Origin of the sequence: Hymenobacter guriensis (assembly GCF_015773195.1) — a bacterium.
Taxonomy (GTDB): Bacteria; Bacteroidota; Bacteroidia; order Cytophagales; family Hymenobacteraceae; genus Hymenobacter; species Hymenobacter guriensis.
Window position 1 is genome coordinate 179,502 of sequence record NZ_JADWYK010000002.1, and the last position, 12,768, is coordinate 192,269.

Annotated in this window: 11 protein-coding genes; 6 read left to right on the top strand and 5 right to left on the bottom strand. The window is 56.3% G+C overall.

The window, feature by feature from the left end; translation table 11 throughout:
• Window positions 1-3: 3 nt before the first annotated feature.
• The 3 genes from I5L79_RS04170 to I5L79_RS04180 all read right to left on the bottom strand — a co-directional run bounded on the left by I5L79_RS04170 (window position 4) and on the right by I5L79_RS04180 (window position 3,700).
• The gene (locus I5L79_RS04170; protein ID WP_196953780.1) at window positions 4-1,119 is read right to left on the bottom strand and encodes a DUF4249 domain-containing protein; all 1,116 of its coding nucleotides are present in this window, start codon (window positions 1,117-1,119) and stop codon (window positions 4-6) included.
• Between the two features lie 98 nt (window positions 1,120-1,217).
• Window positions 1,218-2,402, bottom strand: a complete 1,185-nt coding sequence (locus I5L79_RS04175) for a DUF4249 domain-containing protein (RefSeq protein WP_196953781.1) — start codon at window positions 2,400-2,402, stop codon at window positions 1,218-1,220.
• A 200-nt stretch (window positions 2,403-2,602) separates the two neighbouring features.
• On the bottom strand, window positions 2,603-3,700 hold the full coding sequence (locus tag I5L79_RS04180; RefSeq protein WP_196953782.1) for a DUF4249 domain-containing protein: 1,098 nt from the start codon (window positions 3,698-3,700) through the stop codon (window positions 2,603-2,605).
• Between the two features lie 269 nt (window positions 3,701-3,969).
• On the opposite strand from I5L79_RS04180, the gene dnaE reads away from it, so the two are divergent.
• The 6 genes from dnaE to trxA all read left to right on the top strand — a co-directional run bounded on the left by dnaE (window position 3,970) and on the right by trxA (window position 10,666).
• Window positions 3,970-7,656, top strand: coding sequence for a DNA polymerase III subunit alpha (dnaE, locus tag I5L79_RS04185; RefSeq protein ID WP_196953783.1), 3,687 nt, complete (start codon window positions 3,970-3,972; stop codon window positions 7,654-7,656).
• Window positions 7,653-7,847 carry a hypothetical protein gene (locus I5L79_RS04190; RefSeq protein ID WP_196953784.1) on the top strand — a complete coding sequence of 65 codons (195 nt, stop codon included), beginning with the start codon at window positions 7,653-7,655 and terminating at the stop codon, window positions 7,845-7,847. The genes dnaE and I5L79_RS04190 overlap by 4 nt, the downstream gene beginning before the upstream one ends.
• Before the next feature lie 283 nt (window positions 7,848-8,130).
• Window positions 8,131-8,652 carry a GbsR/MarR family transcriptional regulator gene (locus I5L79_RS04195; protein ID WP_196953785.1) on the top strand — a complete coding sequence of 174 codons (522 nt, stop codon included), beginning with the start codon at window positions 8,131-8,133 and terminating at the stop codon, window positions 8,650-8,652.
• Between the two features lie 104 nt (window positions 8,653-8,756).
• Complete coding sequence (locus I5L79_RS04200; protein WP_196953786.1) at window positions 8,757-9,677, top strand: TIGR01777 family oxidoreductase; 921 nt, start codon at window positions 8,757-8,759, stop codon at window positions 9,675-9,677.
• A 78-nt stretch (window positions 9,678-9,755) separates the two neighbouring features.
• Window positions 9,756-10,139 (top strand): hypothetical protein, encoded by a 384-nt coding sequence (locus tag I5L79_RS04205; RefSeq protein ID WP_196953787.1) that lies wholly within the window; start codon window positions 9,756-9,758, stop codon window positions 10,137-10,139.
• Window positions 10,140-10,336: 197 nt separating this feature from the next.
• Window positions 10,337-10,666, top strand: coding sequence for a thioredoxin (gene trxA / locus I5L79_RS04210; protein ID WP_135397675.1), 330 nt, complete (start codon window positions 10,337-10,339; stop codon window positions 10,664-10,666).
• A 127-nt stretch (window positions 10,667-10,793) separates the two neighbouring features.
• On the opposite strand, the gene I5L79_RS04215 is transcribed toward trxA, so the two are convergent.
• Both I5L79_RS04215 and I5L79_RS04220 read right to left on the bottom strand, forming a co-directional pair.
• Entirely contained in the window at window positions 10,794-11,747 is a 954-nt protein-coding gene (locus I5L79_RS04215) for an energy transducer TonB (protein ID WP_196953788.1), read from the bottom strand.
• Window positions 11,748-12,085: 338 nt separating this feature from the next.
• On the bottom strand, window positions 12,086-12,550 hold the full coding sequence (locus tag I5L79_RS04220; RefSeq protein WP_196953789.1) for an Lrp/AsnC ligand binding domain-containing protein: 465 nt from the start codon (window positions 12,548-12,550) through the stop codon (window positions 12,086-12,088).
• Between the last annotated feature and the right edge of the window lie 218 nt (window positions 12,551-12,768).

The following is a 12,768-nucleotide window of genomic DNA, read 5'->3' on the forward strand; positions in this document are numbered from 1 at the left end:
AACTCAAGGCCAGAAGCTCGGCTTCACGTTGGTCCCCCGCTTGCGGCAATCCACACACTCAGGCGTAGAGTAATAAAATATGTTGGTGTTAGGCTGATACTCAAAAATAGGAATAGCGGCGCCGGTCGAGAAGAAGTTGAGCACTTCTTGCGGTGAAGGCGGCTCCGGATCGTGAGGCCGCGGAATTGTATCGAGCGTGCAGGTTTCGTAGCCGGTAACAAAGGGCCAGTCTGATGGCAGCTGCTTGCGGTCGATGAACAGCCGCTTTTCTATCACCGACTGAGCTCCGATGAACCCAAGCACCGGCTCGCTGGGGTCGGCTACACTGTGCACGTTGCCCGTGAGCTGGGTGGGCAGCGGGTCGTATAAAGAGCCGATACTCTCTGTGTTCTTGCGCAGCGCCTCCCAGTAGGCATACTCCTCCGGCGTGAGGGCATACTGCTTGACCAAAACGCTGTATTTGATACTCAGCTTGGGCGTGCGGTAGGGCAGCAGCACGATGGGCTGTTCCGAAACAATGTTTTTCTCCAGCTTGGTGGTGTTACTCATCCGGATAGTGCCCGGCGACTCGCTGGCCCAGCAGTTATAAATATTATCGGTGCGATAAGTAATCTGCCCCTTCCGATACTCCAATACTGATTTGAGCATGGACGTAAACTCCCACGTTTCATCGAAGGTCCAGCGGTAGTGCCGGTTCAGGTTCGAGTCGTCGTGCGTGTTCACGTACACCTGCAGCCCGTCAGCGGTAGTGCGCCACGACAAGGAGTCAATCGGGGGCGTGACCTTCACGCTGGTGTAGTCGGACACGTACTCGCGCTGGCCGGCCGTGGTGAAGTGCAGGCGCACCGGCCGGCCGGCCGGCAGCGTCAGGGCGGCGGAGGTGTAGGTGCCGGGCTGGCTTTCCGTGAGCGGATACTGCGCCCCGCCTTCCTCCTCAATGAAGACCTTGGCGTGTGCTTCTACCGGCGCACTTTTGGTGGTTTGCAGCTGCACAGCCCGCGAGAGGCGGATGGTGCTTACCCCCACGCTGTTGATGTAGCCATCGACCACCAGCAGGCTGGCCTCGCCGGGCGCCACCTCCGGCACATACGGCTCCACGCAGCCCGCTAACAAAAGCACGGCAGCCAGGAGACAGGAGGTAAATAGGCGCTTCATCAAGGGTATCTAATGCCGACAGGCAGGAACGCTAAGAGAACGGGTGGAGGCTGGCACCTGCTCTACGGCCAGAACGCGGGTTTTTCCGTTACGCCCCGCTTGCGGCAGTCCACACACTCAGGCGTAGAGTACAGGTAGAACGATTTGATTCCGAGCGAGGTATTAAGCTCAAATACATCTACCGGAATGGAATAGCCGGGGCTAAAGAACCCTAGAATCTCGGGGAGTTCGGGCCAGTCCTCAGGTGGGGCGTGCGGTCGGGGAATTGTATCGAGTATGCAGGTTTCGTAGCCGGTAGCCCGGGGCCAGGTAGCCGGCAAGTCCGTACGGTCAATGAACAGACGTTGCTCAGCTACCGAGTGGGCTCCCACAAAGCCAATGACCACTTCCTCTCTATCCGACACACACTGCACGTTGCCCGTGAGTTGGCTAGGCAGCGGGTCGTATAAAGAGCCGATGTTCTGGGAATTCTTGCGAAGAATATCCAGGTAATTATATTCTTCCCGGCTCAGGGCAGACTGCTTCACCAGAATACTGTATTTAAGCTGCAGCTTGGGCGTGTTTCTGGGCAATAGCGTAATAGGCGCGTCCGATACCACGCTTTGCGCCAGCTTCTCCGTAGTGCCAAGCCGAATACTGGTTGAAGCTTCGTTGCCCCAGCAGTGGCTGATAGCATTGGTGCGCTCCTGTATTTTTCCGTTTTTGTATTCCAGCTTCGAAACAAAGGCGGAGTTGAATTCCCACGTTTCTACGTATTCCCACCGATAGAATTTAAGGTTGTCCGTCTTATCCTGGGCGTTTACGGCAATCTGCAACCCTTCTGCGGTGGTCTTCCACGTAACGGAGTCTATGGCAGGGGTGATGATAGCCTGGGTGAACTCGGAAACGTATTCTTTTTGAGCGGCGGTGGTTAAGTGCAGGCGCACCCGGCTCGTGTTACTCAGTGACAGCGCGGCCGAAGTATAGGTACCTGCGGGCCCTTCGGCCAGGGGGTATTGCGGCCCGCCTTCCTCTTCTATATATACGCGCGCCTTGCTTTCTACCAGCGTATTGCCAACCTTATCCAGAGCAACAGCGCGCGACAACCGGATAGTCGTAACTCCCTGGGTATTGATGTAGCCATCTACCACCAAAAAATTAATAGCTGCGGGAGTAACCGCTGGTTCGAAGGTTTCTATGCAGCCCGTTACAAGCCATAGCAGCCAAAGAGCCCCTATTCGTCCTATCGTAAACAACTTATAATTCATACTGCGTACTAAACCTGTTTGTCGGCTACCTTATCCGGCACCGTAGTTCTGCGAAAGATGCCGGCCCATTAGCCTCGCCTTTCGGGAGGTACACCCTCGGAACGCTTCCACTCATCTGGCAGCCCGCCTCAAGGATGAAAGGTACCTTTTTGGCTTGGTTGGTTGCATGCCCAGTGTCATTTGCAGCCTATTAGGGCCAGTTAGGGCCAGAATGCTGGCTTTACGTTCACGCCTCGCTTCCGGCAGTCGACGCACTCGGCGGTCGAGTAGAAAGTGCCAGAGTCGCTTCTGGCAATGGGCACATTCTTGGCATCAGCAAAAAGATCATCGGACAAAGCTCTGTATAAGTCGCAGGCTTCATAACCGGTGACCAATGGCCAAGTTGGTGGCAAATCGGCACGATTAATGAAAATACGCTGTTCCGTTATTGACTGGGCCCCAATAAAGCCCAGTACCGGCTCGGTGGGGTCGGCTACATTGTGCACGTTGCCCGTGAGCTGGGTGGGCAGCGGATCAAATAGGGAGCCAATGTTCTCCGTATTCTTGCGCAAGGCCTCCCAGTATTGGTATTCCTCCGGCGTGAGGGCATACTGCTTCACCTGAATACTGTACTTGATTGGCAGCTTAGGCGAATCGTCAAACAGCTCCGTGATTTTTGTCGAAGCTACATTCTGACTTAGGTTCAAGGTATTGCCCAGCAGAATAGTCGAGGGTGCTTCCGAGCCCCAGCAATGCTCGATATCCTCCGTGCGGTCGACCAACTCGCCGTTGCGATAATCCAGATACGAACGATAGCGGGAGCGAAATTCCCAGGTTTCCTTATAGCTCCAGCGGTAATGCCGGGCGGCCTCCAAATCATCATGTGCGGTTGATACGATGCGCAGCCGGTTTCCGTCAATTTTCCAGGACAGCGAGTCTATAGCCGGCGTAACAAGTACCGACGTGTAGTCGGAAGCATATTCCCGCTGCTTGGCCGTAAGTACATGCAAGCGTACGCGCTGGCCCACCGTCAGCATCAACGGAGCCGAGGTATAGGTTCCGGCCGCTCCCTCCGTAAGTTGGTAACGCTGCCCGCCCTCTTCTTCGATGTACAGACTGGCCCGGGCCTCAACCGGCGGCGCAGCTTTGGTGCTCAGGCTGCTGGTATGCCCCAGCTTAATGGTAGTTACTCCCCGGCTGTTGATGAACCCATCCACTACCAGCAGGTTATTGTCGTTGCTGTCAACCGTCGGCTCATACGATTCAACACACCCGCTTAATAGCCATATAAGACTATATAACAACCATTTATCCGCCATTTTCCCTACGAATACCACGTTTGTATAATAAAACAAATGCCTTTGACGAGTAAATATAAGCTGCCCCGGGCTCTTACCCCGAATCCGGTTCGCTGCGTTGCCCCGGCCGGCTCAGGATTCGTGCCCGGGTTGGCCGCAGCCGGGTTATCTGCCTTCCTGTATCGTATCTAATACGTCAAAATCCCTTGCCGCGCAACCTTTCCCGGCCGCTGATTCGTGGGTAACTTTACTTCTCGCTTCGGGCCCTAACGGCGCGGAGCTTATTGCCCATGCCCGTATTCTCGCACCTGCACTGCCATACGCAATACTCCCTGCTCGACGGCCAGGCCAGCATCGGGGCCCTGATGAAAAAGGCCCAGGCCGATGGCATGCCCGCCGTAGCCCTCACCGACCACGGCAACATGTTCGGGGCGTTCAACTTTGTAGCGGAGGCCAATAAGTACAACGTGAAGCCCATCGTGGGCTGCGAGTTTTACCTGGTGGAAGACCGACACAAGAAGAGCTTCAGCCGGGAGAAGGGCGAGCGGGACGTGCGCCACCACCAGCTGCTGCTGGCCAAGGACCAAGCCGGCTACCAGAACCTGGCCAAGCTCTGCTCCATGAGCTTTATTGAGGGCGTGTACAGCAAGTACCCGCGCATCGACAAGGAGCTGTTGCTCCAGTACCACGAGGGGCTGATTGCCACTTCCTGTTGCATCGGCGCCGAAATTCCGCAGGCCCTGCTGTGGAAAAGCGAAGATGAGGCCGAGAAGCAGCTCAAGTGGTGGCTCGACGTGTTTGGCGACGACTACTACATCGAAATCCAGCGCCACGGCATCGAGAACATCGACAACACCGGCAAAAGCCAGGAAGACCTGAACCAGGTGCTGCTCAAGTGGGCGCAGAAGTACAACGTCAAAGTCATCTGCACCAACGACTCGCACTACGTTAACCAGGAGGACTTCGCCCCCCACGACATTCTGCTCTGCGTGAACACCGGCGAGGAGCACAGCATTCCGGTCGGCGACTTCCAGACCAAGTACTTCCGGCTGATGTCGCAGGACAAGAAGGTGCTCTACGACCACCTCGACAACCTGCGCCCCCTGGCGGCTTCCGACGACCAGGTGCGCCGCCAGCTCATGCGCATCGACGAGGAGTTCCAGATGCCCAAGCCCCGCTCCCGCTTCGGCTTCCCCAACGACCAGTTCTACTTCAAGAGCCAGGAGGAAATGAACCGGCTGTTCCGGGACGTGCCGGAAAGCGTGGACAACACAAACGAAATCGTGGATAAAATCACGCCGCCCAAGCTGCAGCGTGATATTCTGCTTCCCAACTTCCCGCTGCCGCCCGAGCACCCCACGGCCGACGCCTTCCTGCGCCACCTCACCTTCAAGGGCGCCTTCGAAGGTCCCAAGCCACGCTACTCGGTGCGCACGCCCGAAATTGAGGAACGCCTCGACTACGAGCTGCGCGTAATTGAGACGATGGGCTTTGCCGGCTACTTCCTCATCACCCAGGACTTTATCAACCACGGCCGCAACATTGGCGTGGCCGTGGGGCCGGGCCGGGGCTCGGCGGCAGGTTCGGCAGTGGCCTACTGCATCGGCATCACCAACATCGACCCGATTAAGTACTCCCTGCTGTTCGAGCGTTTCCTCAACCCGGAGCGCGTGTCCATGCCCGATATCGACATTGACTTTGACGACGTGAACCGTCAGAAAGTCATCGACTACGTGGTGGATAAGTACGGCAAAACCCAGGTGGCCCAGATTATCACCTTCGGTACCATGGCCGCCAAAAGCAGCATCAAGGACGTGGCCCGCGCCATGGACCTGCCCCTGCCCCAGGCCAACGACCTGGTGAAAATGGTGCCCGACCAGGTGGGTACCACGCTCACCAAGGCCTTTGCCGAAAACCAGGAGCTGGACATGATCCGGCGCGACGAGGCCCCCGACAACCTGCGCGGCCAGATTCTGCGCCTCGCTACCCAGCTCGAAGGCTCGGTCCGCAACACCGGCATCCACGCCGCCGGCGTCATCATTGCCCCCGACGACATCACCAAGTACATTCCCGTCTCCACCTCCAAGGACTCGGACCTTTTGGTGACGCAGTTCGACGGCAAGGTGATTGAGAGTGCCGGCATGCTCAAGATGGACTTTCTGGGGCTGAAGACGCTCACGATTATCGTGGACGCCATTAACCTGATCGAGCAGAACCACGGCTTCAAAATCGACATCGACGAAATTCCGATTGACGACCAGAAAACCTACGAGCTCTACCAGCGCGGCGACACCATCGGCACGTTCCAGTTCGAGAGCGAAGGGATGCGCATGTACCTCAAGGACCTCAAGCCCACCAACATTGAGGACCTGATTGCCATGAATGCCCTGTACCGGCCCGGCCCTATGCAGTTCATCCCGAACTTCATCAACCGCAAGCACGGCCGCGAGGCAGTCGACTACCCCCATGAGCTGCTGGAGCCCATTCTGAACTACTCCCAGGGCATCATGGTGTACCAGGAGCAGATCATGCAGACGGCCCAGATTCTGGCGGGTTACTCCCTGGGCGGCGCCGACTTGCTGCGCCGGGCCATGGGTAAGAAGGATATGAAGAAGATGGCGCTGGAGCGGGAGAAATTCTGTGAGGGCGCCAAAACCCTGCATGGCATTGCGGCCAAAAAGGCCAACGAGGTGTTCGACGTGATGGAGAAGTTTGCGGCCTATGGCTTCAACCGCTCCCACTCGGCAGCCTACTCGGTGGTGGCCTACCAGACCGGCTACCTCAAGGCCCATTACCCGGCCGAGTACATGGCCGCGGTGCTGACCAACAACATGGGCGACATCAAGAAGGTGACGTTCTTCATCGAAGAAGCCCGCAAGCAGGGCGTGGCCGTACTGGGCCCCGACGTAAACGAATCCATCCTGAAGTTCAACGTGAACAAGCAGGGCCAGATTCGCTTCGGTATGGCCGCCGTGAAAGGCGCGGGTGAGGCTGCTATTGAGAACATCGTGGAGGAGCGCGGTAAAAAAGGCCCTTACACCGATATTTTCGACTTCTCGAAGCGCGTCAACCTGCGGGCCGTCAACAAGAAGACGTTTGAAAGCCTGGCCTTGTCCGGGGCCTTCGACTCGTTTGAGCGCTACCACCGCCGCCAGTTTGTGGAAGCTCCAAGTGGCGACCAGAACCTGATTGACAAGGCCGTGAAAATGGGCCAGCAATTCCAGGCCGACCAGGATTCGGCCCAGCAGAGCCTGTTCGGCGGCGGCGCTTTCGGCGCCGTGGCCATGCCGCTGCCCAAGGTGGCCGATATGGAGCCCTGGCCGGCCGTGGAGCAGCTGCGCCGCGAAAAGGAAGTGGTAGGCTTCTACCTCTCGGGCCACCCGCTCGACGACTTCAAGCTGGAAATAGACTCCTACTGCACCTGTGGGCTCGACAAAGTAGAGAACTACAAAAACCGCGAGGTAACGGTAGCCGGGCTGATTACCAACGTCCTGTTCAAGACCACCAAGACCGGCCAGCCCTTCGTGTCCTTCAGCGTGGAAGACTACGACTCCTCCCTGAACCTAGCGCTGTTCCGCGACGACTACTCCCGCTTTTCTCCCCTCATTAACCCGCGCAACTACGATAAGGAGCAGGTGCCGCCCATGTACATCCGGGGCAAGTACGCCCAGCGCTTCCGCGACTCCGACCAGTTCGAGTTCAAGATTCTGACTATGGAGCCCCTGTTCAACGTGGCGGAGAAGCTGGCCAACGGCGTGCGCGTGCAGCTGGATTTGCGCACCATCACCGAGCCTTTCATGGACCGGTTTATGGAAGCGGTGGAAGGTTGTCAGGGCTCCAAAAAGCTGGAAATCAAGTTCGCCGAGCCCCACGAGCATCTGGCTGTTGACACCTACTCGCGCCGCTACCGCATCGAGCCCAAGGAGTTTATCCGCCGGATGCGCGAAATGGAAATCGACGCCTGCCAGCTGATATGAAACCAAGATTTGCTTATGCACTGATTGGCGCGCTGGTGCTGCTTTCCTGCAATGAACAGAAGCTTACGCATTCTGAATTAGTTGGTGCGTGGCGTAGTACAGCAGTAAAGCTTCGAAATCCAGACTTTCCTGATGATATTATCATTTTACCAAAACGGTGCGAGGTTATGGTTGACCTCCTACTATCATAGTGCAGATGCTGAATTAACTACCAAAGGTGATTCTATTTCCCTTCGAACAGGTTGCCTTGTTGGTGATGTTCCAATCTTTCTACAGAGGTCAGGGTTGAGCCAGAAACAGGACACCTTGATGTTTGAAAGCCTAAAGTTTGTCAGGATGGATTCCGCAGCCTTTGTTGAAAGTCACAAGACTTTTCTTGCAGAAAGAAAGCGACGTCAACTGGAGTGGGAGAGCAAGCAAAAATAAACTTTCAATTTTTATTGAAAGTTTAAAATACTCTCCTACATTTGAGCCATGCAACTCGACGAAGCCAAGCGCAGATTCATTGAAGGCTGGGGCACGCTGGGCTCGGCCTGGGGTGTGAGCCGGACGATGGCGCAGGTACATGCCTTGCTGCTGGTGTCGCCGGGAGCCCTGAGTACCGAGGACATCATGGATCAACTGCAGATTTCGCGGGGCAACGCCAACATGAATGTGCGCGCTCTTATCGACTGGGGTATCGTGCGCAAAGAGCTGCGGCCGGGTGAGCGGCGGGAGTTTTTCTCGGCCGAGAAAGACATTCACCGGGTGGCTACCCTCATTCTGCAGGAGCGCCATAAGCGCGAAATAGCGCCATTGATGCGCGTGCTCGGCGAAATAAGCCAGGTGGAAGAGTCGCCGGCAGCTACGCCGGAAGAAACCAAGGCCTTCACCCACATGATAGGCAGCATCCAGAATTTCGCCCAGTTTGCCGATCAGGCCGCCGCTACCCTTATCAAAGCCGATGAGAACTGGTTTATCAGCACCTTCATGAAGCTGATGCTTCCCCGCCCGTAGCCCGACTATTTTTTTGTCTATGTATTTCAATTTTTACTGAAAGTTTAATAACAACAAGCATACTCGCTTGCCTTCCTCATCTCCAACTTTCACCTCTTACTTCCATGAATCAACCCTTAATGGTGCTGGCCGGTGGCAACGGCTTTCTGGGGCGGCACTTGGCCCGTCATTTTCGGAGGTTGGGGTACGAGGTGCTCACGCTTACCCGCCGGCCACGGCGCTTTGGGGAAGTAAGCTGGGACGGGCGCACGCTGGGGCCGTGGGCCCGGAAGCTGGAAGGTGCGGCAGTCCTGCTGAATCTGGCCGGCAAATCGGTGGATTGCCGCTACCACGCGGCCAATCGGCGCGCCATTACGCGCAGCCGCACCGAAAGTACGCGGGTACTGGGTGAAGCTGTGGCTCAGTGCCAGAACCCGCCGGCCGTATGGCTCAATTCCTCTACGGCTACTATTTACCAACATACCACGGGCCAAGCGCCGGCCAACACGGAATCCTCCGGCCAGATTGGCCGAAACTTCTCTGAGATGGTGGCGCAAAAATGGGAGGCCGAGTTCTGGCTGGCCCCTACGCCCTGCACGCGGCGCGTGGCTTTGCGCACGGCTATTGTATTGGGTGCCGACGGCGGAGCGCTGCCTGTAATGGCGCGACTGGCAAGTTGGGGGCTTAGCACCCCGCAGGGCGACGGGCAGCAGTGGGTAAGCTGGCTGCATGTGGATGACTTCTGCCGGGCGGTAGAGTTTCTGCTGGCGCAGCCGGCGCTGGATGGCACCTTCAACGTGTGCGCTCCGGAGCCGCTGCGCAATTGGGAATTCAACGCCCTGCTCAACCAGCACTACCGGCCGCGCTGGCACCTGCCGCAGCCCCGATGGTTGCTGGAAATAGGGGCCTTCCTGCTACGCACCGAAACCGAGCTGATTTTAAAAAGCCGCAAAGTGGTGCCCCAGCGGCTGCTGGAAGTCGGTTTCCGGTTTCATTACCCGGTTTGCCAACAGGCCTTGGCCGATCTGCTGCCGAAGCTGACTTGAGTTACCGCCGCATACTTGATAACAACCAACTTCCTGCTTTTCACCTTTTTCTCCTTTCACTTCTAAACCTTTCAAGCCATGAATTACCATCTGCTGGTGTACGGTGTGTATCTGCCCGTCACGGTGCTGCTTACGGTGTGGGTAGCACGCACACTCTTCAAAAACGGCCGCCTGTTTCTGGTGGATATTTTCCACGGCAATGAGCAGCTGGCTGACTCCGTCAACAAGCTGTTGCTGACGGGTTTTTACCTCGTCAACATCGGCTACGCTACACTCACGCTGCGCACTACCGAGCCCGTAAACAGCTACCAGGCCAGCGTGGAAACGCTCAGCATTAAAATCGGCACTATCATCCTGATCCTGGGGGCCATGCACTTCCTCAACCTGTACGTATTCTACAAGCTCCGCAACCGGGCGCAGGAATACGCCCGGGCTTATCAGTTTGTGGTCGATAAAAAATAGGCGACAGTCTTCCGATTCGTTGATGAGCTGCCGTTTTTATTGAAAACCCGACTGTGCCAAGAGCGCGGCAAAGCTGCCAACCTGACCGACTGAACTTTCCGGCGCGCTCCTTGTTTGAAACGCAATCTGCTACCTTGCGGGCCCAAGTTTCGTAAGCAGCATTTTCACGTTGTCATCACCACAAACCCCCTTCTATCATGGGACATAAAGCCATCGAAATTACCGATGCGAATTTCGACCAGATCATCAACTCCGATAAACCCGTACTCGTGGACTTCTGGGCCGAGTGGTGCGGCCCGTGCCGCATGGTAGGCCCGGTAGTAGAAGAACTGGCCGGCGAGTACGAAGGCAAAGCCATTATCGGCAAAGTGGACGTAGACTCCAACCCGCAGACGTCCGCCAAATTCGGCATTCGCAGCATTCCTACGCTGCTCGTGTTCAAAAACGGGCAGATTGTGGACAAGCAAGTAGGTGCCGTGCCGAAGCACGTTCTGGCCCAGAAACTGGACGCCCAGGTAACCGCTTAAGCGCGTTACAGATCATATAAAAAGCCCCTCGTGCGCTGGCACAAGGGGCTTTTTGTTTCCGGTCTTTGCCAGGTTGCCAGCGACAGAACTATACGCTGCTGTTAGCCAGAAGCTGGCGGCTAACAGCCTAATACTGCTGCCCGGGAAAGTTGGCGCGGGCTTCGGTGGGCGGGGTGCGGGGCGGCTTGGAGCTTCCAAACAAGCTGAAGTTGGGCGCGAAGGAAATAGGCACTGTGTAGGTTACGGCCGTGGGCACGTTGTACTCGCGGCCCGGCTGAAACTGCGGCAGCCTTTCTACCACGCGCCGGGCTTCGTTGTCGGCTTCTGGGGCCAGGCCGCGTACCACCCGCACCTGCCCCACCCGGCCGTCCTCACCTACGGTGTACGACACGTACACTTTACCGCTGATGCCCTTGCGGCGCGTGTCGCGCGGGTATTGGGTATTGCGGCTGATAAAATCCAGCAAAGCCTGCTCGCCTCCGGGGAATTCGGGCATCTGGCGGCGCTGCAGCTTGCCAACGAAAGGGCTGCCATCCAGGTTGAAGAATGCCAGGGCTGGGCCCTTGGCCCGGTTCAGCAATTCAATGGCACTTAGCTGCCCGTTATCATAGTAGTAGCGCCACTCGCCCACGGGCCGTCCGTAGAGGTAGCGGCCTTCGGAGCGTTTCTGGCCGTTGCGGTGCACCGTTACCCAGCGGCCGGTGCGCTGGCCTTCTTCAAACTGGCCCCGCTCCCGCACTTTGCCGTTTTCGTACCAGGCCACATACACGCCGGCCGGCTCATCATCTTCGAAGTGCACCTGGCTGGCCTTGGTGCCGTTGGGATGGTACCATGTAAACAGTCCTGACCGCCATACCGGGTCGATGCTGGCAAAGGTCCCCCGCAGCAGCAGGGTGCCATTGATAGTATGCTCGCGGATAGTATAGCCCGCATCGGTTTTGCGGTCGATGATGCGGTAGTGGGTGGCGCTGTCGGGCACCACTTCCTCACCCTGCTCATTGAGGTAGATGGCCGGCATACTCTGGCTTATAGCACCTACCGATAAGCACAACAATCCAAGGATAAGTACGAGTGTCTTCATGCGCAGCTGGATTGAGAGAAGCTAAATATACAAAACAGAAGTACGCAATCAGCAGCCGGCTGGCTCAAAAAATGATGGCAATTTCTTCCTGCTCCGCTGCGTGACTATCCTCTCCCCCACTCGTTTACGCCCGTTCCTGCTTATATAGCCCATCAAATTGTTCAATTACATGATTGATTATAACGCACTTTATAGCAACAGGCTTCATCTCACAATAGTGCTAAATACTGCTACTCGTTAAAACCAGTAAACAACCAGACGTAGTAGCAATGAAAAACAGACAGCCTACCTCGCCACTGGTTGGCGGGGCAGGCTGCAATAGGTACGCGGCTGAGAGCTTAGAGCAGCTGAATGGGGCGGTTGAGGGTTTCTTCGAGCGAAATCAGGGTTTCTGTGCGCTCAATGCCTTCAATCAGCTGAATCTTGTCGTGCAATACTTCCCGTAGGTGGTTGGTGTCGCGGCAGATGATGCGGGCAAACAGGCTATAGTTGCCGGTGGTGTAGTAGATGCTCAGGATTTCGGGAATGGCCTTCAGCTGCTCGGCTACGCTGTTATATACCGAGCTTTTGTTGAGGTAAATCCCGAGGAAGGCATTGATATCGTAGCCCAGTTGGGCGTAGTCGATGTTGAGGGTAGCCCCCCGCACAATTCCCAATTCCTCCATCCGCGCCATGCGTACGTGCACCGTCCCCCCCGAAACGTGGACTTTACGGGCAATTTCCGTGTAGGGCATCTTGGCATCATCTATCAGCAGGGCCAAAATCTTCCGATCGGTGTCATCAAGTTCGTAATTACGAGCCATTTTCAAAAACTATGATTGCTGTTTTTTCAAGCAAATGAACTGTTTATTAAAAAGAATGTAAATTTTTAGCAAATTGTCTGCAAGTATTTTACAATAAGGGATTCATTTTTACCTTTGTCATAATCCAACGCAAACGGCGCGGGACATCTTGTAGAATGATGAAACTGGCAGACATGCCCTCCTCTCTCGGGGGTGGAGATTCGGGAAAAACTGGTCCG

Bases quoted from the DNA above. Each gene is read 5' to 3' on its own strand.
- I5L79_RS04175 (WP_196953781.1), bottom strand. From the start codon at position 2,402: ATGAATTATAAGTTGTTTACGATAGGACGAATAGGGGCTCTTTGGCTG.
- I5L79_RS04180 (WP_196953782.1), bottom strand. From the start codon at position 3,700: ATGGCGGATAAATGGTTGTTATATAGTCTTATATGGCTATTAAGCGGG.
- dnaE (WP_196953783.1), top strand. From the start codon at position 3,970: ATGCCCGTATTCTCGCACCTGCACTGCCATACGCAATACTCCCTGCTC.
- I5L79_RS04190 (WP_196953784.1), top strand. From the start codon at position 7,653: ATGAAACCAAGATTTGCTTATGCACTGATTGGCGCGCTGGTGCTGCTT.
- I5L79_RS04195 (WP_196953785.1), top strand. From the start codon at position 8,131: ATGCAACTCGACGAAGCCAAGCGCAGATTCATTGAAGGCTGGGGCACG.
- I5L79_RS04200 (WP_196953786.1), top strand. From the start codon at position 8,757: ATGAATCAACCCTTAATGGTGCTGGCCGGTGGCAACGGCTTTCTGGGG.
- I5L79_RS04205 (WP_196953787.1), top strand. From the start codon at position 9,756: ATGAATTACCATCTGCTGGTGTACGGTGTGTATCTGCCCGTCACGGTG.
- trxA (WP_135397675.1), top strand. From the start codon at position 10,337: ATGGGACATAAAGCCATCGAAATTACCGATGCGAATTTCGACCAGATC.
- I5L79_RS04215 (WP_196953788.1), bottom strand. From the start codon at position 11,747: ATGAAGACACTCGTACTTATCCTTGGATTGTTGTGCTTATCGGTAGGT.
- I5L79_RS04220 (WP_196953789.1), bottom strand. From the start codon at position 12,550: ATGGCTCGTAATTACGAACTTGATGACACCGATCGGAAGATTTTGGCC.